This window comes from Escherichia sp. 10290, from assembly GCF_030295155.1.
Lineage (GTDB): Bacteria > Pseudomonadota > Gammaproteobacteria > Enterobacterales > Enterobacteriaceae > Escherichia > Escherichia coli_F.
Map to the genome: position 1 here is coordinate 1,506,363 of NZ_AP025741.1, position 19,300 is coordinate 1,525,662.

Below are 19,300 nucleotides of genomic sequence, written 5' to 3' on the forward strand. Positions count from 1 at the left end.
TATGTCCGAAAATCTCGTCAGTACAGTAAACGCGCTGGTGGTGGTGAATACCGGTCTTTCAGCTTGCTGGCTTTTTTGACAAGAGTTATTGGTGTGTCACGTTAACCGGAAAAGGGAAAAAGACATGCTGAAACAGCAGGATATGACCGAAACCGCCAGAGTGGTGTTTAATGAATTAAGCGTCACTGAACCGGCGACAGTCGGGGAGATTGCGCAGAATACTTATCTTTCACGTGAACGCTGCCAGTTAATACTGACCCAGCTTGTTATGGCGGGGCTGGCAGACTATCAGTTCGGTTGTTACAGACGCCTTCAGTCCTGAAGGCTTTTTTATTTGTGGTAAATGGGCGGCTGGTGGGTGTTAGGGGCACTCACCAGCCATCTGCTCATGCGTCCGGATCACAAGCAAACCTCAGGCCCATCTGCTTTGCGCAAAAGCAGAATGAGCCTATCAGAGACAGGCTTAATGATCCATGCTTAATACTGTAAAAATATCCAGTTGTGAGTTAATCAACGCCGACTGCCTGGAATTTATCCGGTCGTTACCCGAAAATTCTGTTGACCTGATAGTCACGGACCCGCCGTACTTTAAAGTGAAGCCTGAGGGCTGGGATAACCAGTGGAAGGGCGACGATGATTACCTGAAGTGGCTGGACCAGTGTCTTGCGCAGTTCTGGCGGGTGCTGAAACCTGCCGGAAGTCTTTACCTGTTCTGTGGCCATCGCCTGGCATCTGATATCGAAATCATGATGCGTGAACGCTTCAGTGTGCTGAACCATATTATCTGGGCGAAGCCGTCCGGACGCTGGAACGGGTGCAACAAGGAAAGCCTGCGGGCGTATTTTCCGGCAACAGAGCGCATTCTGTTCGCGGAACATTATCAGGGGCCGTATCGTCCGAAAGATGCCGGGTATGAGGCGAAGGGCAGGGCACTGAAACAGCATGTGATGGCCCCGCTGATTGCTTACTTTCGTGATGCGCGCGCTACCCTGGGGATAACGGCAAAACAGATTGTGGATGCCACAGGAAAGAAAAACATGGTGTCGCACTGGTTCAGTGCCAGCCAGTGGCAGTTACCGAACGAGGATGATTACAGAAAACTTCAGGTGCTGTTTGCCCGGGTGGCAGAAGAGAAACATCAGCGGGGTGAACTGGAAAAGCCACATCACCAACTGGTCAGCACATACAGTGAGCTGAACCGGCAGTATGCCAGCCTGCTGGAAGAGTACAAATCACTGCGGCGTTATTTTTCCGTATCGGCAGCCGTTCCTTATACGGATGTCTGGACGCACAAGCCTGTGCAGTATTATCCGGGCAAACATCCCTGTGAAAAACCGGCAGATATGTTGCGGCAAATGATTACCGCCAGCAGTCGTCCGGGTGACCTGGTTGCAGATTTCTTCATGGGGTCCGGTTCGACAGTCAAAGCAGCGATGGCGCTGGGGCGTCGTGCAATTGGTGTCGAGCTGGAGGCTGAACGTTTTGAGCAGACCGCAAGGGATGTACAGAATTTAATCAGAAAGAGAGAGTGATATTGCTGAATTTATTCTGTAACGTTATCATTATGTTATCGGCCCTTTAGCTCAGTGGTGAGAGCGAGCGACTCATAATCGCCAGGTCGCTGGTTCAAATCCAGCAAGGGCCACCAACCGCCACTAGCTCATCAGGAAAGAACGTCACCCTGTGCGAGATTCGGAGTCCCCGGTGGCGGTCCATTATCAGCATTATGCGTTGTTAGCTCAGCCGGACAGAGCAATTGCCTTCTAAGCAATCGGTCACTGGTTCGAATCCAGTACAACGCGCCATATTTATTTACCTGGCTCGCTTTTGCGGGCCTTTTTTGTATCTGCGTTACACCATTAACTAATAAATCGAGTGCTTATCAGGAGGCTATGTGAAAAAACTGATGGTGACGATTGGTCCGTTCGAAACAGAAGTTAGTTTTCGTGTTGTTCAGGGGGAGAGTGTACTTGTTGAAGATGTATTTCATGGAAAATCAACAGGTCCTTATGTAAAAGAATATCTTATCGACGCCACGGATGAAAATATTGAGGTGGTGTACGATTCCGTCAATCACCCTGATTTGATCATTAAGGCAAAATTGAAGCCACTTTATTGATCTGACCGGGAGCAATCATAAAATATCTCTGGGTACCCACAAGGAGATAAATATGTTTGTTTCTGAAGTGTTAATGGAAGATAAGGACAACAAAGGATGGGTTAAAGGTTGGGCTGTGGTAAGAAGCTCGCCCTGGCATCTTGTTGGGGTTTTTGCGACAGAGGAAGACGCAGAAACGGAAGCAAGAAAGATGGGAGATAAGTACGAGGTTCACTATGGCTCGCATCGAACAGGAAGTGATGATTTTGTCTGGGGGGAGTAACAGTCGTTTAACCCCAGAATAATCCCGTAACTGAGGTCGCTATTGGCGGCCTTTTTTGTATCCGCGCCACGCCCGGCACATATCAACCACAGAGCCTTTCGGGGGTGAGCTTACGGAGTGGTCAGTGTGACTTTCTCTGTGGGCAGATCGCTCCCGGGCGTTGGCTCACCCACCCAAAGGAACGTCACGATGTTTGGTATTTTCAAAAAGAAAACCCGCAGAGCAGCAGCGGAAATTAAAAAGTTTGAGAAACGTGATCTGGCACAGGCGGTTATTAATGCTGCCTATCTGGTGGCCTATGCAGATGGTGAATGTGAGGCTTCAGAGAAAGCGAAGATCGAGCAGGTCTTGCGTAACCAGCCAGCGTTGTCCGCGTTTACGTCAGAAATTAATGCTATCAGTGCCACGATCACAGGTCAGCTTGACACCAACTTTAAAATTGGTCGTCGAGCGGCGTTGCGTGAAATTGAAGATGTGAAACACGATACGCGTGAAGCGGAAGATGTGCTGGATGTGGCGGTGGCCATTGCTGAAGCAGATGGTGAAATTGAGCCGGAAGAGCGTAAGGTTCTGGAAGAGATCGCCGGTGTTCTTGGCCTGCGACTGGAGAACCACCTGTGACGGTAAAACTGCGTCTGGCCGCTGTGGCACTCCTGCTGTTTCTGGTGGTGATGGTGGACTTCACCAGCAGGATCATGTCGGTGCTGGCGGATGGAGTGCTGGTGGTCGGTATTGTGGTGGTGCTTTTTCCTTTGGTGAAAAAGGAGATGTCAGGTAGTTAGCCGGGTATCAGTCATGCCCTGAAAATTTTAAATGTCTCACAATTCAGACGGTTGACAGTTGTCTGGTTTGCGGGGAGTTTGTTAAAAGAAACTGGCATGGTGAATCCCCCTGAGCGGAGGGGCATATCAGCGCAGGTGTTTCTACTCTATCCTTTCTGTGCGGGTTCAGGTGCTGATACTGAACTCACCGGGAGGCACCCGGCACCATGCAAGAAAAAGAATGTGCATGCAAACATGCCCCTCTCCGGAGGGGCATTTTTATGGGTAAAAAATGCCCGAATGGGTTCGGGCAATAGCATGAGATACTGATATTGTTGTGTTGTTATCGTGTGGATTTTAACCAGGGTTTATCAGGCTGCGCAACTGCGTGGCCTTTTTTCATTTCTTGGGCTGTAGTCCCCGTGTGTCATTCAGGCTTCCGGACTACAGCCCACTCCATATCTGATTTAATACACTATCCCGGCCGGGAGGAATAATGACATTTAAACATTATGATGTTGTCAGGGCGGCGTCGCCGTCAGACCTTGCGGAAAAGCTGACACACAAACTGAAAGAGGGCTGGCAGCCGTTTGGTAGTCCGGTGGCCATAACCCCTTATACCCTGATGCAGGCGATTACAGCAGAAGGTGATGTGGTGGTCAGTGGTGCAACTGAGCCGGAGTGGTACTACGTCATCGTACTGGCCGGGCAGTCCAATGCCATGGCTTACGGTGAAGGGCTTCCGCTGCCGGATTCATACGATGCTCCGGATCCGCGCATTAAACAGCTGGCGCGCCGCAGTACAGTGACGCCGGGTGGGGCTGCCTGCAGATATAACGATATTATTCCGGCCGACCACTGCCTGCATGATGTGCAGGATATGAGTACGCTGAATCATCCGAAGGCAGACCTGAGCAAAGGGCAGTACGGCTGTGTCGGCCAGGGGTTACATATTGCCAAAAAACTGCTCCCGTATATCCCGAATAACGCGGGGATCCTGCTGGTACCATGCTGTCGTGGTGGTTCGGCATTTACCCAGGGCGCGGAGGGGACATTCAGTGCGGACACGGGGGCCAGCCAGGATTCGGCGCGCTGGGGTGTGGGTAAACCGTTATATCAGGACCTGATTGCGCGCACCAAAGCTGCATTACAGAAGAACCCGAAAAATGTGTTGCTGGCGGTGTGCTGGATGCAGGGAGAGTTTGACATGAGCGCCGCCACCCACGCACAGCAACCTGCGCTGTTTACAGCCATGCTGACACAGTTTCGTGCTGACCTCTCCGTGTTTAACGCGCAGTGCCATGGTGGCAGTGCTGCAGATGTGCCGTGGATTTGTGGTGACACGACGTATTACTGGAAAAATACATACGCTACCCAGTACGACACCGTGTACGGCGGGTATAAAAACAGGGAGAGTGAGGGCGTTTATTTTGTGCCCTTCATGACAGACGGTAACGGCGTCAATACCGCCACTAACGCGCCGGCAGAAGATCCGGATATTCCGGCATCAGGATATTACGGTGCGGCATCGAGAACGAATGGAAACCAGGTATCATCAAACCGCCCGACACATTTCAGTTCATGGGCGCGCAGGAGCATTATTCCGGATCGTCTGGCAACCGCTATTCTGAACGCAGCCGGGCGCACCTCAGCCTTCATCAGTGGTAAGGCACCGGAAATCAAACCCTCGCCCGGCGGCAACACGCCATCGGGTCCGTCTGCAGATACGTCCGTTCGCACAATCTCCCTGCTGCCGGCAGCCGGAGAGGCTGCTGCGCAGGGCTGGAGCATTAAGGATGGCGGAATTCAGTTGTCAGATGGTGTATTTAAGATCACCAAGCAGAGCAATAAAACCTGGTCCCTGACGCATCCGGTGGATGACGCAATTACCCTGCTGACACAGGGCGGCAGACTGACCTGTAAGTTCCGCCTGTCAGGCGCACTGACCAACAATCAGTTCGGGCTGGGGATTTATCTGTATACGGATGCTCCCGTTCCTGATGGTGTGGCGATGACGGGTACCGGTAATCCGTTCCTGATGTCGTACTTCACTCAGACCACTGACGGCAGAGTGAATCTGATGCATCACAGGAAAGCCGGAAACACGAAGCTGGGGGAGTTCGGCGATTACGGTAACGACTGGCAGACGCTGGAGCTGGTGTTCACCGCCGGCAGTGCCACGGTTACTCCGAAACTGAATGGAGTGGCTGGCCCGGCATTCCAGGTTATAAAAGACAGTCTGAAAGTGGGGCTGAATGCGCTGACGTTAACTGACATCACAAAAGGTGCCACGTACGGCGTTGAGATAGAAAGTCTGGTGCTGGAGATAAATACACTGGCAGCATAATAAAAAAACAGCCAGTACTGACTTTCGTCGGAGAAGTACTGGCTAAGAAGGATAGTTGTGTTTCACATCATTTTCAGACTGGACGGTACATTTTCTGACAGATAGTGACGGATGTTGTCAAGATATTGTGTCATTTATAACCTGAATCAGGGGAGGCCGGAATGTTATCTGGCATTTTTAGCAGAGCCTGAATGCCATAATCACGGCTCCCGGCGTTGGCCGCCAGTGGGTGACACTGGCGGCTTTTTTGTTTTTCTTTACTTTCATTTTCTGTCGGCGGTGACGGAGACATACATCAGATGGAAAAAATCACAACAGGTGTGTCATACACCACGTCAGCGGTGGGGACGGGATACTGGTTACTGCAGCTGCTGGACAAAGTCTCTCCGTCCCAGTGGGTGGCGATAGGTGTGCTGGGGAGTCTGCTGTTTGGCCTGTTGACGTATCTTACTAACCTGTATTTCAAAATCAGAGAGGACCGTCGTAAGGCGGCGCGGGGAGAGTAAAGCGATGAAGAAAAAATACGAACTGGTTGTTAAAGGGATAAATAATTACCCGGATAAGATTACTGTTAGTGTGGCACTGGAAATTGGTGGGTATCCGTCACTGTTGTTGCCAGATGTGGCGATTAGTCTTGACCGTACTGAAGGAGCCACGCTGGAGTTTTACGAAGCTGAGGCGAAAAAGCAGGCGAAGCAGTTTTTCATGGATGTTGCTGCCGGGTTATGTGAAGGGGATGGTCCGTTGCCGGAAAAGCGGCCCATCATTTTAGAGGCGCAGGATGTGTTGATAACCTACAGAGGAAAACTACCGGGAATAATTACTGGTTCTCTGAAGACTCCACCGCTGGCCTGAAGACTTAACATATCCAGGGATTTGAAATCGATAAATCCTGATAAATATCCATGAACGCAAAAATCAGATACGGCCTGTCGGCTGCCGTTCTGGCGCTGATTGGTGCAGGGGCGTCTGCGCCTGAAATCCTCGACCAGTTTCTGGATGAAAAGGAAGGTAACCACACCACGGCATACCGTGATGGTGCGGGTATCTGGACCATCTGCCGAGGTGCCATCCTGGTGGATGGTAAACCTGTCGTTCCGGGCATGAAGTTGTCGAAGGAAAAATGCGACCGGGTTAACGCCATTGAGCGTGATAAGGCGCTGGCATGGGTGGAGAAAAACATCAAAGTGCCGCTGACCGAACCCCAGAAAGCGGGGATCGCGTCATTCTGTCCGTACAACATTGGTCCCGGTAAGTGTTTCCCGTCGACGTTTTACAGACGAATTAATGCAGGTGATCGAAAAGGTGCCTGCGAAGCGATTCGCTGGTGGATTAAGGACGGTGGCAGAGACTGCCGTATTCGTTCAAACAACTGTTACGGTCAGGTATCCCGTCGTGACCAGGAGAGCGCGCTGGCGTGCTGGGGAATCGACAGATAAGAAGAATATTTTGCTGAAAAATGAGGTTTGCTTACATGGACGGATAACACGAAATCCTGCAAATTTGCAAAATGTAAGTGAATAAAGTCAAAACAGTTGTTTAACACTCAGGCACCGTAATGATGCCTTTGTCATTTCTGCGCATCTCACGCGCATCTCACAACACAGAACCTTTCAGGATGACCCTTGAGGATACCGGTTTGGCTGTCGGTGCCTTTCTGTGGACTGGATTCCTGTGAGACAAGGTTCATCACTAAAAGGAAATAACCGATGAATATGATGGCCGTGCCGTTTCACGGCAACTCTCTTTATGTAGTTAACCATAATGGCGAACCATACGTTCCCATGAAACCTGTCGTTGCGGGGATGGGGCTGGCCTGGCAATCACAGTTGGCTAAGTTAAGACAGCGTTTTGCGTCAACTATAACGGAAATCGTTATGGTTGCTGAGGATGGGAAACAACGCAATATGGTGTCCATGCCACTTCGAAAACTTGCCGGCTGGCTACAAACCATTAATCCCAACAAAGTAAAACCCGAAATCCGCGATAAGGTCATCCGGTATCAGGAAGAGTGCGACGATGTTCTTTACGAGTACTGGACGAAGGGTTTTGTCGTTAATCCCCGTAAAATGAGCGTGATGGAAGAACTCAACCAGGCTTGTGCTGACATGAAACGGGATAAAAATATTGCCAGTGTGTTTGCTACCGGGCTGAATGAGTGGAAACAGGTTAAAGCCGCGCATGTATCAAAAATCCGTACGCTGGTAAATGAAGCGAATATGCTGATTGATTTTGTCCTGGCTGATACAGGCAAAGGGAAAATAACAAAGGCGGATTGATGGGGTGGCTAATGATATCAGATAAACTCATAACGCTGGTGAAGAGCCTCTGTGTACTTGTCGGCATTTCATTTTTAGTCATGCTGGTTGCCATTTTCTTTTCCACCGCCTGGCGAGTCCTGACGTTATCGGGACTGGTGGGGTGAAAGAGAGATGAACCGTGTTCTGTGTGTGGTGATTATTGTCCTGGCGGTTGGCTGTGGTGCGCTGTGGCTGGCAACAAACCATTACCGTGACAACGCGCTCACCTACAAAGCGCAGCGCGATAAAAAAGCCAGAGAGCTGGAACAGGCGAATGCAACCATTACTGATATGCAGCAGCGCCAGCGTGATGTTGCTGCACTTGATGCCAGATACTCGAGGGAATTAGCCGATGCGAGAGCTGAAAATGAAACTCTGCGCGCTGATGTTGCCGCTGGTCGTAAGCGCCTGCGCATCAACGCCAACTGTCCCGGTACCGTGCGTGAAGCCACCGGCACCGCCCGCGTGGATAATGCAACCGGCCCCCAACTGGCAGACACCGTTACACGGGATTATTTCACCCTCAGAGAGCGGCTGATGACGATGCAGAAGCAACTGGAAGGGGCACAGGACTATATCCGCACTCAGTGCCTGAACTAAGTTTTGCTGATGCGCCGTATCGTCGCTGTATTCCCTCATTAACAGAGACCGCAGCCCGACAGGGAGACTCCTCTGCGCGAGTGTGCGGGGATAATCAAAAACGATACACACCGGGGTTTACCGCGTTAACGGAGCGCGGCGTTGTCCCCTCATAGTCGCCTGTCCGGTACGATGGTGGAAGAAACCGAACGTTCATTTCTCGTTATTTGTCATGCTGGCCGTACGCAGATGCGTTGCATCTGTTGCCAGCCTTCTCCTGCAGGCTTCAATAACCCACGCTGAAAAGTTACTGGACCCTTTATGCTCAAGGGCGATGTTGATCTGTTCAATCATGTGATTGGGGAAACGGATATTGCGGGTTGTGGTTCTGCGGGTCCGGTTTTTCGATGACATATTTATTTCCTTTACTGATTGCCATATGACGGGGATTTTACATGGCTGAGCTTCGTACACTCCAGAGCAGAATCAAAACTCTGAACACCCGACGGGTGAATATTCTGAAGGGGGAACAGCGTCGTGTCAGTGGCAGTGCACGTGTTTCCCTCAAGCGTCATATCTGGCTGAGGGATGCCGGACAGTGCTGTCTCTGTGGTCGTGTGGTTGACCTCTGTGACAGTGAACTCGATCACCGAATTGCACTTCAGTTCGGTGGTGGTAATGAGGAGACGAATCTCTGGACGCTCTGTACCGAATGCCATCGACAAAAGTCTGCTCGTGAAGCGGCGGGTGGTATGCCGGACCCGACGCTGCCGGAGGTGTCCGGAGGTCATGGCAGGGCAGACGATATCATCGGACTGTGACCCGCCCCGGGGGGGGGGGATCATCCGGCGAAAAAAACGATCGCTCCGGACACCGCGCCCCCTCTCATGCAGAGAAAAAATTCCCGTTTCAGGCCAGTTAACATGTTAACTGGCTGTTCGGCCTTTTTTCTGTTTTTATCTTTATAATTCAGTTTATTGCGTGGAAAAAATGTTAACCGACTTTTTCGGAAAATGTTAACCAGGCAGCAGTTAACATTCGGGGTATGCGCGGTGTGGGAAAACGGCCTGATGCATGCCCGGCTGAGAGAGTTTTGACCCCGGGAGGGCACTGTGCTGACGACGCAAAAACGAAAATTTGCGCTGGCGCTCATGTCCGGGAAAAACAAAACAGCGTCAGCCATTGCGGCAGGTTATTCGGCGAAGACGGCCAGAGTTAAAGGCTCGCAGCTGGCAAAAGATCCGGAGGTGCTTGCGTTTATAGCCCGTAAACAGGGCGAGACGGTGGAGGTGGATGAGGTTCCTGTTTACCGGCAGAAAAAATCAGAGCAGGAGGATAAACCCCGTCGCCGTGAGGCGGCTGCAATACCACAGCAGGACGAAACAAATCCGGAGATGCCACCGCCCGTGGTGATATCTCCTAGTATTGATTACATGGAAGACGGTCTTCCAGATCCGGTAAAAGCAATGGGGAGGATCCTGGTGGAAAACCTGATAATTGACCCGAAACTGGCACTGGATGCGGCCTGGCGACTGGCGCAGTTCACACACTATAAAAAAGGCGATGCTGGTAAAAAATCGGCAAAAGGTGACGCGGCGAAAAAAGCGGCTAACCGTTTTGCGGTGCCACCACCACCCCGACTGGTGGTGAATAATGATAATGAGGGCAACGGATGATACCTGTGTGGAGCACGGCCTGCCCGGACTGGGCAGAGCGCCTGAAAAAGGGGCTGTCGATTATTCCGTCTCCGATTTACCCGGAGCAGGCCGCACATGCCCTGGCGATTTTTAAACAACTGCGGATTGTGGATGCACCGGGCAGCCCGACGTTCGGTGAGTCCTGTGCACAGTGGGTGTTTGACCTGGTGGCGGCTCTGTTTGGCTCCTACGATGCGCAGACCGGTGTCCGCCATATCAAGGAAGTGTTCATTCTGATACCCAAAAAAAACAGCAAGTCCACACTGGCCGCCGGGATCATGATGACGGCGCTGTTACTGAACTGGCGGCAGGCGGCGGGTTACACGATTCTGGCCCCGACTGTGGAGGTGGCAGCCAACGCCTTCAATCCTGCCAGGGATATGGTACGACGGGACGATGATCTGGATGACCTCTGCCAGGTACAGACCCATATCCGGACCATCACCCACAGGGTGACAGACACCACCCTGAAGGTGGTGGCAGCCGATCCGAATACGGTGTCCGGTATCAAGTCCGTGGGTACGCTGATTGATGAGTTGTGGCTGTTTGGCAAGCAGTGCAAGGCGGAGGACATGTTACGTGAAGCCATAGGCGGCCTTGCCTCCCGCCCGGAAGGGTTTGTGGTGTATACGACCACCCAGTCGAATGAACCGCCCGCCGGGGTGTTCAGACAGAAACTGCAGTACGCCCGGGATGTGCGCGACGGCAAAATTCATGATCCGCACTTTCTGCCGGTGATATTTGAACACCCTCCTGAAATGGTGGAAAGCGGGGCTCACTTGCTGATGGAAAACCTCGCCATGGTCAATCCGAATCTCGGCTATTCGGTGGATGAGGCCTTTCTGTACCGGGAGTACCGTAAAGCCCGGGAGGCTGGTGAGGAAGCATTTCGTGGCTTCATGTCAAAACACGCCAATGTGGAAATTGGCCTTGCCCTGCGTTCTGACCGCTGGGCGGGCGCGGATTTCTGGGAGCAGCAGGGCAGGCGCGTCAGCCTGGAAGATATCCTGCAGCGCGCTGATGTGGTGACGGTGGGGATTGACGGCGGGGGCCTGGATGATCTGCTGGGAATGTACGTGATTGGTCGTGATCGGGAGACCCGCGAATGGTTAGGCTGGGGCCATGCCTGGGCGCATGAAACCGCGGTGGTCCGACGGAAGAGTGAGGCATCCCGGTTTCAGGATTTTGTGGCCTGTGGAGACATGACGATTGTCCGTCGGGTCGGGGATGACACGGCGGAAGTGGCGGAGTATGTGCGTCGTATTCATGAGGCTGAGTTACTGGATCATATCGGTATTGACCCGTCAGGTGTGGGGCAGATTCTGGATTCACTGGCGGAAGCCGGGATCCCCGACGGAATTGTTGTGGGGATAAGCCAGGGCTGGAAGCTGGGCGGGGCCATCAAAACCACCGAACGCAAACTGGCTGAAGGGGTGCTGGTGCATGGTGGCCAGCCACTGATGGCCTGGTGCGTTGGCAATGCCCGGGTGGAGCCCAGAGGTAACGCCATCCTTATTACCAAACAGGCCAGCGGACGGGGGAAAATCGACCCGCTGATGGCGCTTTTCAATGCGGTATCCCTGATGTCCCTGAATCCGGAGCCCAAAAAGAAAGAATATGCGGTTTTTTTCATATAACCCTGTTCACCCTGTAACCATCATGGACCGCTGCGGCGGTTTTTTTATTTTCAGGAGGCTGATGTGAATCTTAAACGGGCCTGCTCCCTGCTGACGGTGAAATCCTTCAGTGAGGATGAGCGGGTGATCACCGGGATTGCGTCAACGCCTTCTCCGGATCGGGATGGTGACATCCTGGAGCCGGAGGGGGCGGAGTTCGGCAGTGCGATCCCGTTTCTCTGGCAGCATGACCATTCCCGCCCGGTGGGGCAGTGTACGGTGCGCCGGGTCAGCGAAGGGCTGGAAATCACGGCAACACTGGCGAAGCCTGTGCCGGATATGCCATCGCAACTGGCAGCCCGACTGGATGAGGCCTGGGCGGCCATTAAGACCGGGCTGGTCAGGGGACTGTCCGTGGGCTTCCGTCCCCATGAATACACCTTTCTGGACGGAGGCGGACTGCATTTTCTGCGCTGGGAACTGATGGAGGTGTCTGCCGTCACCGTGCCCGCGAATGCGGAATGCACCATCCGGACCATTAAATCTTACGACCGCCAGTTTTCTGCCGCGTCCGGCAACCGGAAACCGGTGGTGAAAATCGCATCTTCTGCCGGCGCTGCGGCACAGTCAACAACCGTTTTTCATAAGGAAAAGACCATAATGAATATTGGCGAACAGATTAAAAGTTTTGAAAACAAGCGTGCAGCGCTGGCAGCCTCCCTTGAGGAGGTCATGACCAAAGCCGCAGAGGAAGGGCGCACGCTGGATGTGGAGGAGGAAGAGCATTACGACAACACCGCAGCGGAAATCCGTCAGGTGGATGCGCACCTGAAGCGCCTGCGTGAACTGGAAGCCGGTAAGGCCGCCACGGCGCAGCCGGTGAAACAGGCCGGTAACGGGAATGTGGCCGCGGTGGCTTCAGCGCCGGTGATCCGTGTGGAGCAGAAACTGGATAAGGGGATTGGCTTCGCCCGCTTTGCCAAATCACTGGCTGCGGCTAAAGGTGTCCGCTCTGAAGCCCTGGAAGTGGCCCGTCGTCAGTATCCGGATGACAGTCGTCTGCATCATGTCCTGAAATCGGCAGTGGGCGCGGGGACCACCACGGATCCGCAGTGGGCAGGCAGCCTGTCTGAATATCAGGAATACGCACAGGACTTTATTGATTACCTGCGTCCGCAGACCATTATCGGGCGATTTGGTCAGGGCGGGATCCCTGCACTTCGTCAGGTGCCGTTCAATATCCGTGTGCACGCCCAGGTGTCCGGCGGTGCTGCCGGCTGGGTGGGTGAGGGTAAGGCAAAACCCCTGACGAAGTTTGATTTTGAATCCATCACCTTCAGTCATGCGAAGGTGTCGGCCATTGCGGTACTGACGGAAGAGCTGATCCGTTTTTCCAGTCCGGCAGCTGATGCGCTGGTCCGTAATGCGCTGGCAGAAGCGGTGGTGGCGCGTCTGGACACAGACTTTGTGGACCCGAAAAAAGCCGCAGTGGCAGATGTCTCCCCGGCGTCCATCACCCATGATGTGAAGGGCAAGGCATCAACCGGTAACCCGGATGCGGATGCAGAGGCGGCGTTTGGACAGTTTGTGGCAGCAAACCTGCAGCCCACCGGTGCGGTCTGGCTGATGTCCAGCACCAATGCCCTGGCGCTGTCCATGCGTAAAAATGCGCTGGGTCAGAAGGAATACCCGGACATGACCCTGCTGGGGGGGACCTTCCAGGGGCTGCCGGTGATTGTCTCCCAGTACGTGGGTGACCAGCTGGTGCTGGTGAATGCCCCGGATATTTATCTGGCGGATGACGGCGGCGTGGCAGTGGATATGTCCCGCGAGGCATCACTGGAAATGCAGTCTGAGCCGACCGGCGACAGTACCACGCCGTCGCCGGTGGAGCTGGTTTCCATGTTCCAGACAGGCAGTGTGGCCATCCGTGCGGAGCGCTGGATCAACTGGCGTCGTCGCCGTACCGCGGCGGTGGCGGTGATCACCGGTGTGAACTACGGCAGTGCGTCCGGCGGCTGAGTCTGATAAGGAGGACGGGAGGCGTGCGCCTCCCGTAACAGGTTATGGCAAAGATCCGATATCTGCAGGGCACGCATGATGCCCGGGCCGGGGATATCCGTGATGTGGCACAGCCGTGCGCGGAGGTGCTGGTTCGCCTGGGAAAGGCGGAGTACATCACGGTGCGACGTCCGGCAGGTCAGAAAAAGAAACGTGATGCGGAGCATGGCGAATGTGGAACCTTTTACAGCGAACCCGAAAAAACCAGAAATCAGGACGTGACGTAAGAGAGGCGGGCTGGACCAGCCTGTTTCAGGCGGTGGCTGAGCCCTTTTCCGGCGCCTGGCAGCAGGGCGTGAAAGCCGATCCGGAAGCCGTCCTCTCCTTTCATGCGGTGTTTTCGTGCATTTCGCTGATATCCCAGGATATCGCCAAAATGCGGCTGCGTCTTATGCAGACGGATGCGCAGGGGATACGCAGGGAAACTCGCCGGGGGGATATTGCCCGCCTCTGTCGTCGTCCCAACGCCCAGCAGAACCGCATCCAGTTTTTTGAACTGTGGCTGAACGCCAAACTGCGTCACGGCAATACGGTGGTGCTGAAAATCCGTAACTCCCGGGGGCAGATCAAAGAACTGCGCATTCTGGACTGGAGCCGGGTTGAACCACTGGTGGCGGATGACGGCGAAGTGTTCTACCGCATCACGCCGGACCGGAACTGCGGGATCACTGAGGCGGTGACGGTGCCTGCCCGGGAAGTGATCCACGACCGGTTTAACTGTTTTTTTCATCCGCTTATAGGGTTGCCGCCGGTGTATGCCGCCGGGCTGGCCGCCACGCAGGGGCATCATATTCAGGAAAATTCGACGTATTTTTTCAGAAATGGCGGCATGCCGTCCGGGGTGATTGAGATCCCCGGCAGTATTACGGAAGAAAATGCGAAAAAACTGAAGAGCAACTGGGACAGCGGGTATACCGGCGAAAATGCGGGGAAAACGGCCATTCTGAGCAACGGGGCAAAATATAACCCCACGACGTTTTCACCGGTGGATGCGCAGACGGTGGAACAACTGAAGATGACCGCTGAAATTGTCTGTTCGGTGTTCCGTGTCCCGGCCTACAAGATTGGCGTGGGACAACCGCCTTCCAGTGACAACGTGGAGGCGCTGGAGCAGCAGTATTATTCCCAGTGCCTGCAGACGCTGATTGAGTCCATTGAACTGTTACTGGATGAGGCGCTGGAAACGGGGGAAAACGAGAGTACAGAATTTGATGTCACCACGCTGCTGAGAATGGACAGTGAGCGGCGCATGAAAACGCTGGGGGATGCGGTGAAAAATACGCTTCTCACGCCCAATGAGGCCCGTAAACGGGAGAACCTGCCGCCCCTGGCCGGCGGTGATGCACTGTATCTTCAGCAGCAGAACTACAGTCTGGAGGCACTGTCCCGTCGTGATGCCCGTGAGGATCCGTTCGCGTCGACCGGGAAAACGGCCTTAGCGCAACCGCCTGACGGCGCATCTGACGGTAATAAGGCAATCAGTGAAACAGAGCATGATGCGGTGAAAGCGATGTTCAGGGGGATTCTGAAAAAATGAATGAACGTGAACTGTCCATTATTCGTGCCCTGGGAGAAGAATTCGCCACGGTGCTGGCGGATTTACAGCGCACATTTGAGGAGAAGATGAGCGCGCAGGCACAAGCGTTTGAAGAGAAACTGGCTTCCCTGTCCGCTCTGTTACAGAAGCATGTGACGGTGGATGAGGTTAGCCCTGTTCTGCAGGCGATGGTGGATGACGCAGTGGGGGCCATTCCGCTACCGCGTGATGGTCGCGATTATGATCCGGAAGTACTGAAGCAGGCGGTGAATGATGCGGTCGCGAAAATACCGGTGCCGGCAGACGGCAAAAGTATCACCCCCGATGATGTGCGTCCGATGCTTGAGCAGATGGTGAAAGAGGCTGTAAGCCATATTCCTGTTCCGCGTGATGGTCGTGACTACGATCCGGAAGTACTGAGGCAGGCGGTGAATGATGCGGTCGCAAATATTCCGCAGCCGGCGGACGGTAAAAGTCTCACCCCGGATGATGTGCGTCCGATGCTTGAGCAGATGGTGAAAGAGGCCGTAAGCCATATCCCTGCTCCGCGTGATGGTCGTGATTACGATCCGGAAGTACTGAAGCAGGCGGTTCTGGAGGCGGTGAATGCCCTTCCGGCTCCGCAGGACGGGCGTGATGCCACGGCACTGGAAGTGCTCCCCGCTATTGACGATCAAAAATCCTTTCCCCGGGGCACGTATGCCACACACCTGGGTGGACTCTGGCGGGCGTATGAAAAAACGCACGGGATGCGGGGATGGGAATGCCTGGTTGACGGGGTGGCGGATATCGACGTCAGCATGACGGATGAGCGGTTGTTCTCTGTGGTGATCCGGCAGAGCAGTGGCCAGTGTACGGAAAAAACATTTTCCCTGCCGGTGATGCTCTACCGCGGTGTGTTCAGAGCCGGTGAAACCTACCACCCCGGCGATACGGTGACGTGGGGGGGCTCGCTGTGGCACTGCAACAGTATGACCGGTGATAAACCCGGAGAAGCTCATTCATCAGGCTGGACCCTGGCTGCAAAACGTGGACGGGATGCAGGAGGCGGAAAATGACGGCATTACTGACACTGGAAGAGATCAAGGCACATCTGCGTGTTGACCATGACGCGGATGATGACATGCTGATGGACAAGGTTCGTCAGGCTACCGCCGTGCTGCTGGCCTACATTCAGGGCAGCCGGGATAAAGTGATTCGTGAGGACGGTGAGCTGATCCCGGGCGAGGCATTAACCCGGATGAAGGGGGCTGCCATGCGACTGACCGGGATGCTGTACCGGAATCCGGATCTTGCTGAGCGGGAAGACCTCGTGCAGGGGGAACTGCCGTTTTCTGTGTCCGTGCTGATTTACGATTTGCGTTGTCCGACGGTGTTATGAGGAGGGAGGAATGGCAATATCTGCAGGTCGTCTGACACAGATGATAAGTGTTCTGAACCCGGTGTTAACCCGTAATGCTGCCGGAGAAATGACGGAAGAATGGGTGTCATGCGGGAAAATTCATGCGGATATCCGTGGCAGGAGCAGCCGGGAGCGGATGCAGTCTGGTGCGGAAATGGCGCAGGCGGAAATCCGCATCTGGGTGCGCGGTCAGTCCGGTCGGGAAATCACGGCAGCGTCACGACTTCATGTGCTGAGTGGTCCCTGGCGTGACCGGATCCTGAACGTTGTCGGGCTGCCCGTGCCGGATGCGACCGGCGGACGTCTGGAAATTCTCTGTCGGCTGGGAGGTGAAAAATGATCGAAACCCTGCTGGATTTTTCGGGGCTGGAGGACATCAGCCGCGATTTGCAGCTTCTGAGTGGTGCAGAAAATAACCGGGTGCTGCGTGAGGCAACCCGTGCGGGTGCGAATGTGCTGAAAGAAGAAGTGGTGTCACGGGCACCGGTACGCAGGGGAAAACTGCGCCGCAATGTGGTGGTCCTTTCCCGGCGCTCCCGCGATGGCGGGATGGAATCCGGTGTGCATATCCGGGGTGTTAATCCGGACACCGGTAACAGCGATAACACCATGAAGGCGGATAACCCGCGCAATGCTTTCTACTGGCGGTTTGTGGAAATGGGGACCGTGAATATGCCACCGCACCCGTTTGTGCGCCCGGCATTTGATGTGCGCAGTGAACAGGCGGCACAGGTGGCGATTGCGCGGATGAACCGGGCCATTGATGAGGTACTGAGACGATGACGGAGGCGGATTTGTATCCTCATCTGGCGCATCTTGCCGGCGGGCAGGTGTACCCGTATGTGGTCCCCCTGCTGGATGGCAGGCCGTCGGTGGCGCTTCCGTGGGTGGTTTTCAGCCTGATTTCATCGGTGTCGGCGGACGTGATGGGCGGGCAGGCGGAGTCCTCAGTGTCGGTGCAGATAGACGTTTATGCCGGGACTGTGACGCAGGCGCGTCAGATACGTCAGGACGCCCGTGAAGCCATAATGCTGCTGGCCCCGGGATCCGTCAGTGAAATGCAGGACTATATTCCGGAAAACCGCTGTTACCGTGCAACCCTGGAGTTTCAGGTCACGGTGTGACTTTTTCTTTTTTCTACAAAACCCATACCCCGCCGCGTGCGGGTTTTTTATTATCAGGAGGCAGAATGTCTGCTTTGTATGAACGCTCACAGCTGACGCAGGTGATGATTTCATCTGCCCCGGCGACTGCTGAAACTATGGATAAGGCGGAATATCTGCGCCTGGACTGCACCATCAAGGAAGTCCAGTTCACCGCCGGTCAGAAACAGGATATTGATGTGACCACGCTCTGCTCCACAGAGCAGGAGAACATCAACGGTCTGGGGGCGTCGTCCGAGATTTCCATGTCGGGTAATTTTTATCTGAATCAGGCCCAGAACGCCCTGCGTGATGCCTATGACAATGACACGGTGTATGCGTTTAAGGTGCAGTTTCCGTCCGGTAAGGGCTTTAAGTTCCTGGCGGAAGTGCGTCAGCACACCTGGTCATCCGGTACCAACGGCGTGGTGGCTGCAACGTTTTCACTTCGCCTGAAGGGTAAACCGGTGTCCTATGTGGTACCGCTGGCGTTTGTGAAAAATCTGGAGAAGACACTTACCGTGAATACCGGTGCGCTGCTGACAATGTCAGTCAGTGTCAACGGGGGAACGCCGCCTTATAAACACGCCTGGAAGAAGGATGGTCAGCCGGTAGAGGGACAGACTACTGACACTTTCAGTAAAGCCAATACGCAGTCAGGTGATAAGGGGGCTTATACCTGCGAGGTAACGGATTCTGCAGAACAGCCGCAGAGCATTACCTCTGATGCGTGTACAGTAACGGTTAATGGTGCGGGCGGATAAGGCTTATGGCAAAAGATCTGAAAACACTGGCGCTGGCCAGACTGTCGGGGTTCCGTCATAAAACGGTGAAGGTGCCGGAATGGAGAAATGTCAGCGTGGTGCTGCGGGAGCCTTCGGCAGAGGCCTGGTATCTGTGGCAGGAAGTGCTCAATGGTGATGGAGAGGATGACGATACCCTGTCGGTGGTGGCGAAAACCCGCCGTAACCTGGAAGCGGATGTGACGCTGTTCTGCGATGTCCTGTGTGATACTGACCTGCAACGGGTGTTCACTCCGGACGACCGTGAGCAGGTGCTGGCCGTCTATGGTCCGGTACATGCCCGGTTGCTGCGTCAGGCACTGGAACTGATCGCTGATGCAGAGTCGGCCAGAAAAAAGTAGCCCGCCCGGAAATTCGCTTTCTGATGCGACTTGCGCTCCGTCTGGGGCGCACCTTATCCGAACTGCGGCACAGCCTGAGTGCGAGCGAGGCGATGATGTGGATGGAGTTCGACAGGGTATCCCCGCTGGGTGATGAGCGCGGGGATATCCGTAATGCACAGATCGTGAAAGCGGTTTTCGGGGCACAGGGGATGAATGTTGCACTGAAGGACGCCATGCTCTGCTGGGGCGAGGATGAGGATAAGCCGGAGGTGGATCCGTTTGCGGCGCTGGAAGACGCGCTGAGCCTTGCAGCAATGTCATAAATAATGATGAAAACCTGCTGTGGCAGGT

26 protein-coding genes, 2 tRNA genes and 1 pseudogene are annotated in these 19,300 nt (G+C 54.3%); 28 read left to right on the forward strand and 1 reads right to left on the reverse strand.

Translation table 11 applies throughout. The features are described 5' to 3' along the window. The first annotated feature begins 124 nt into the window (after positions 1-124). From QUE74_RS07505 to QUE74_RS07575, 15 genes are all read left to right on the forward strand, one after another. Positions 125-322, forward strand: coding sequence for a hypothetical protein (locus QUE74_RS07505; protein WP_000917768.1), 198 nt, complete (start codon positions 125-127; stop codon positions 320-322). A 151-nt stretch (positions 323-473) separates the two neighbouring features. Further along, a complete protein-coding gene (locus QUE74_RS07510) occupies positions 474-1,532 on the forward strand; it encodes a DNA-methyltransferase (protein WP_044789899.1) in 1,059 nt (352 codons plus the stop codon). A gap of 40 nt (positions 1,533-1,572) precedes the next feature. Next, positions 1,573-1,648: transfer RNA gene (locus QUE74_RS07515), tRNA-Ile, on the forward strand. An 80-nt stretch (positions 1,649-1,728) separates the two neighbouring features. Continuing rightward, positions 1,729-1,805 (forward strand) — tRNA-Arg (locus tag QUE74_RS07520). Between the two features lie 89 nt (positions 1,806-1,894). Next, on the forward strand, positions 1,895-2,119 hold the full coding sequence (locus tag QUE74_RS07525; RefSeq protein WP_000735807.1) for a hypothetical protein: 225 nt from the start codon (positions 1,895-1,897) through the stop codon (positions 2,117-2,119). Between the two features lie 52 nt (positions 2,120-2,171). Further along, positions 2,172-2,381 carry a hypothetical protein gene (locus QUE74_RS07530; RefSeq protein ID WP_000498121.1) on the forward strand — a complete coding sequence of 70 codons (210 nt, stop codon included), beginning with the start codon at positions 2,172-2,174 and terminating at the stop codon, positions 2,379-2,381. Positions 2,382-2,570: 189 nt separating this feature from the next. Then, positions 2,571-3,002 carry a tellurite resistance TerB family protein gene (locus tag QUE74_RS07535; protein WP_001380362.1) on the forward strand — a complete coding sequence of 144 codons (432 nt, stop codon included), beginning with the start codon at positions 2,571-2,573 and terminating at the stop codon, positions 3,000-3,002. Then, the gene (locus QUE74_RS07540) at positions 2,999-3,163 is read left to right on the forward strand and encodes a DUF3927 family protein (protein ID WP_032185423.1); all 165 of its coding nucleotides are present in this window, start codon (positions 2,999-3,001) and stop codon (positions 3,161-3,163) included. Before QUE74_RS07535 ends, QUE74_RS07540 begins: the two co-directional genes overlap by 4 nt. A 475-nt stretch (positions 3,164-3,638) precedes the next feature. Continuing rightward, the gene (locus QUE74_RS07545) at positions 3,639-5,489 is read left to right on the forward strand and encodes an SASA family carbohydrate esterase (protein ID WP_105268821.1); all 1,851 of its coding nucleotides are present in this window, start codon (positions 3,639-3,641) and stop codon (positions 5,487-5,489) included. A gap of 299 nt (positions 5,490-5,788) precedes the next feature. Then, entirely contained in the window at positions 5,789-5,995 is a 207-nt protein-coding gene (locus QUE74_RS07550) for a class II holin family protein (protein WP_000411809.1), read from the forward strand. Between the two features lie 4 nt (positions 5,996-5,999). Further along, complete coding sequence (locus QUE74_RS07555) at positions 6,000-6,344, forward strand: YdfR family protein (protein WP_047089938.1); 345 nt, start codon at positions 6,000-6,002, stop codon at positions 6,342-6,344. A gap of 50 nt (positions 6,345-6,394) precedes the next feature. Then, a complete protein-coding gene (locus QUE74_RS07560) occupies positions 6,395-6,928 on the forward strand; it encodes a lysozyme (RefSeq protein WP_000992128.1) in 534 nt (177 codons plus the stop codon). A 270-nt stretch (positions 6,929-7,198) separates the two neighbouring features. After that, a complete protein-coding gene (locus QUE74_RS07565; protein WP_001056806.1) occupies positions 7,199-7,768 on the forward strand; it encodes a phage antirepressor N-terminal domain-containing protein in 570 nt (189 codons plus the stop codon). Beyond that, on the forward strand, positions 7,768-7,914 hold the full coding sequence (locus QUE74_RS07570; protein WP_000539792.1) for a hypothetical protein: 147 nt from the start codon (positions 7,768-7,770) through the stop codon (positions 7,912-7,914). The genes QUE74_RS07565 and QUE74_RS07570 overlap by 1 nt, the downstream gene beginning before the upstream one ends. 7 nt (positions 7,915-7,921) lie before the next feature. Then, the gene (locus tag QUE74_RS07575; protein ID WP_045907062.1) at positions 7,922-8,389 is read left to right on the forward strand and encodes a lysis protein; all 468 of its coding nucleotides are present in this window, start codon (positions 7,922-7,924) and stop codon (positions 8,387-8,389) included. A gap of 192 nt (positions 8,390-8,581) precedes the next feature. On the opposite strand, the gene QUE74_RS07580 is transcribed toward QUE74_RS07575, so the two are convergent. Beyond that, positions 8,582-8,782, reverse strand: a complete 201-nt coding sequence (locus tag QUE74_RS07580) for a YlcI/YnfO family protein (protein WP_000095746.1) — start codon at positions 8,780-8,782, stop codon at positions 8,582-8,584. 41 nt (positions 8,783-8,823) lie between these two features. Between QUE74_RS07580 and QUE74_RS07585 the strand changes: the two genes are divergently transcribed. The 13 genes and pseudogenes from QUE74_RS07585 to QUE74_RS07645 all read left to right on the forward strand — a co-directional run bounded on the left by QUE74_RS07585 (position 8,824) and on the right by QUE74_RS07645 (position 19,272). Then, positions 8,824-9,189 (forward strand): HNH endonuclease, encoded by a 366-nt coding sequence (locus tag QUE74_RS07585; protein WP_000829190.1) that lies wholly within the window; start codon positions 8,824-8,826, stop codon positions 9,187-9,189. Positions 9,190-9,480: 291 nt separating this feature from the next. Continuing rightward, positions 9,481-10,044 (forward strand): terminase small subunit, encoded by a 564-nt coding sequence (locus QUE74_RS07590; RefSeq protein ID WP_047082717.1) that lies wholly within the window; start codon positions 9,481-9,483, stop codon positions 10,042-10,044. Then, the gene (locus QUE74_RS07595) at positions 10,041-11,702 is read left to right on the forward strand and encodes a terminase large subunit (RefSeq protein WP_032253698.1); all 1,662 of its coding nucleotides are present in this window, start codon (positions 10,041-10,043) and stop codon (positions 11,700-11,702) included. The genes QUE74_RS07590 and QUE74_RS07595 overlap by 4 nt, the downstream gene beginning before the upstream one ends. A 63-nt stretch (positions 11,703-11,765) precedes the next feature. After that, positions 11,766-13,703, forward strand: coding sequence for a phage major capsid protein (locus QUE74_RS07600; RefSeq protein ID WP_089607112.1), 1,938 nt, complete (start codon positions 11,766-11,768; stop codon positions 13,701-13,703). A gap of 44 nt (positions 13,704-13,747) precedes the next feature. Then, positions 13,748-13,969: a hypothetical protein gene (locus QUE74_RS07605; protein ID WP_001063101.1), complete on the forward strand. Its 222-nt coding sequence runs from the start codon at positions 13,748-13,750 to the stop codon at positions 13,967-13,969. Then, a pseudogene (locus QUE74_RS07610) lies at positions 13,915-16,337 on the forward strand (phage portal protein). Before QUE74_RS07605 ends, QUE74_RS07610 begins: the two are co-directional and overlap by 55 nt. Continuing rightward, positions 16,334-16,660 carry a head-tail connector protein gene (locus QUE74_RS07615; protein WP_000125984.1) on the forward strand — a complete coding sequence of 109 codons (327 nt, stop codon included), beginning with the start codon at positions 16,334-16,336 and terminating at the stop codon, positions 16,658-16,660. The pseudogene QUE74_RS07610 and the gene QUE74_RS07615 overlap by 4 nt, the downstream one beginning before the upstream one ends. 10 nt (positions 16,661-16,670) lie before the next feature. Beyond that, positions 16,671-17,021 carry a phage head closure protein gene (locus QUE74_RS07620; protein WP_001007905.1) on the forward strand — a complete coding sequence of 117 codons (351 nt, stop codon included), beginning with the start codon at positions 16,671-16,673 and terminating at the stop codon, positions 17,019-17,021. Beyond that, positions 17,018-17,464: an HK97-gp10 family putative phage morphogenesis protein gene (locus QUE74_RS07625; protein ID WP_000573391.1), complete on the forward strand. Its 447-nt coding sequence runs from the start codon at positions 17,018-17,020 to the stop codon at positions 17,462-17,464. The genes QUE74_RS07620 and QUE74_RS07625 overlap by 4 nt, the downstream gene beginning before the upstream one ends. Further along, positions 17,461-17,805, forward strand: coding sequence for a tail completion protein gp17 (gp17, locus tag QUE74_RS07630; protein WP_000133388.1), 345 nt, complete (start codon positions 17,461-17,463; stop codon positions 17,803-17,805). Before QUE74_RS07625 ends, gp17 begins: the two co-directional genes overlap by 4 nt. A 65-nt stretch (positions 17,806-17,870) precedes the next feature. Beyond that, positions 17,871-18,587, forward strand: a complete 717-nt coding sequence (locus tag QUE74_RS07635; protein WP_001275471.1) for a major tail subunit — start codon at positions 17,871-17,873, stop codon at positions 18,585-18,587. A gap of 5 nt (positions 18,588-18,592) precedes the next feature. Beyond that, on the forward strand, positions 18,593-18,967 hold the full coding sequence (locus tag QUE74_RS07640) for a phage tail assembly chaperone (RefSeq protein ID WP_001030063.1): 375 nt from the start codon (positions 18,593-18,595) through the stop codon (positions 18,965-18,967). Positions 18,968-18,990: 23 nt separating this feature from the next. Further along, entirely contained in the window at positions 18,991-19,272 is a 282-nt protein-coding gene (locus QUE74_RS07645; protein ID WP_001234271.1) for a phage tail assembly protein T, read from the forward strand. Positions 19,273-19,300 lie beyond the last annotated feature (28 nt).

Coding starts and splice junctions, on each gene's coding strand:
- QUE74_RS07505 (WP_000917768.1), top strand. CDS start 125: ATGCTGAAACAGCAGGATATGACCGAAACCGCCAGAGTGGTGTTTAAT.
- QUE74_RS07510 (WP_044789899.1), top strand. CDS start 474: ATGCTTAATACTGTAAAAATATCCAGTTGTGAGTTAATCAACGCCGAC.
- QUE74_RS07530 (WP_000498121.1), top strand. CDS start 2,172: ATGTTTGTTTCTGAAGTGTTAATGGAAGATAAGGACAACAAAGGATGG.
- QUE74_RS07535 (WP_001380362.1), top strand. CDS start 2,571: ATGTTTGGTATTTTCAAAAAGAAAACCCGCAGAGCAGCAGCGGAAATT.
- QUE74_RS07545 (WP_105268821.1), top strand. CDS start 3,639: ATGACATTTAAACATTATGATGTTGTCAGGGCGGCGTCGCCGTCAGAC.
- QUE74_RS07550 (WP_000411809.1), top strand. CDS start 5,789: ATGGAAAAAATCACAACAGGTGTGTCATACACCACGTCAGCGGTGGGG.
- QUE74_RS07555 (WP_047089938.1), top strand. CDS start 6,000: ATGAAGAAAAAATACGAACTGGTTGTTAAAGGGATAAATAATTACCCG.
- QUE74_RS07560 (WP_000992128.1), top strand. CDS start 6,395: ATGAACGCAAAAATCAGATACGGCCTGTCGGCTGCCGTTCTGGCGCTG.
- QUE74_RS07565 (WP_001056806.1), top strand. CDS start 7,199: ATGAATATGATGGCCGTGCCGTTTCACGGCAACTCTCTTTATGTAGTT.
- QUE74_RS07570 (WP_000539792.1), top strand. CDS start 7,768: ATGGGGTGGCTAATGATATCAGATAAACTCATAACGCTGGTGAAGAGC.
- QUE74_RS07575 (WP_045907062.1), top strand. CDS start 7,922: ATGAACCGTGTTCTGTGTGTGGTGATTATTGTCCTGGCGGTTGGCTGT.
- QUE74_RS07580 (WP_000095746.1), bottom strand. CDS start 8,782: ATGTCATCGAAAAACCGGACCCGCAGAACCACAACCCGCAATATCCGT.
- QUE74_RS07585 (WP_000829190.1), top strand. CDS start 8,824: ATGGCTGAGCTTCGTACACTCCAGAGCAGAATCAAAACTCTGAACACC.
- QUE74_RS07595 (WP_032253698.1), top strand. CDS start 10,041: ATGATACCTGTGTGGAGCACGGCCTGCCCGGACTGGGCAGAGCGCCTG.
- QUE74_RS07605 (WP_001063101.1), top strand. CDS start 13,748: ATGGCAAAGATCCGATATCTGCAGGGCACGCATGATGCCCGGGCCGGG.
- QUE74_RS07615 (WP_000125984.1), top strand. CDS start 16,334: ATGACGGCATTACTGACACTGGAAGAGATCAAGGCACATCTGCGTGTT.
- QUE74_RS07620 (WP_001007905.1), top strand. CDS start 16,671: ATGGCAATATCTGCAGGTCGTCTGACACAGATGATAAGTGTTCTGAAC.
- QUE74_RS07625 (WP_000573391.1), top strand. CDS start 17,018: ATGATCGAAACCCTGCTGGATTTTTCGGGGCTGGAGGACATCAGCCGC.
- gp17 (WP_000133388.1), top strand. CDS start 17,461: ATGACGGAGGCGGATTTGTATCCTCATCTGGCGCATCTTGCCGGCGGG.
- QUE74_RS07635 (WP_001275471.1), top strand. CDS start 17,871: ATGTCTGCTTTGTATGAACGCTCACAGCTGACGCAGGTGATGATTTCA.
- QUE74_RS07640 (WP_001030063.1), top strand. CDS start 18,593: ATGGCAAAAGATCTGAAAACACTGGCGCTGGCCAGACTGTCGGGGTTC.
- QUE74_RS07645 (WP_001234271.1), top strand. CDS start 18,991: ATGCGACTTGCGCTCCGTCTGGGGCGCACCTTATCCGAACTGCGGCAC.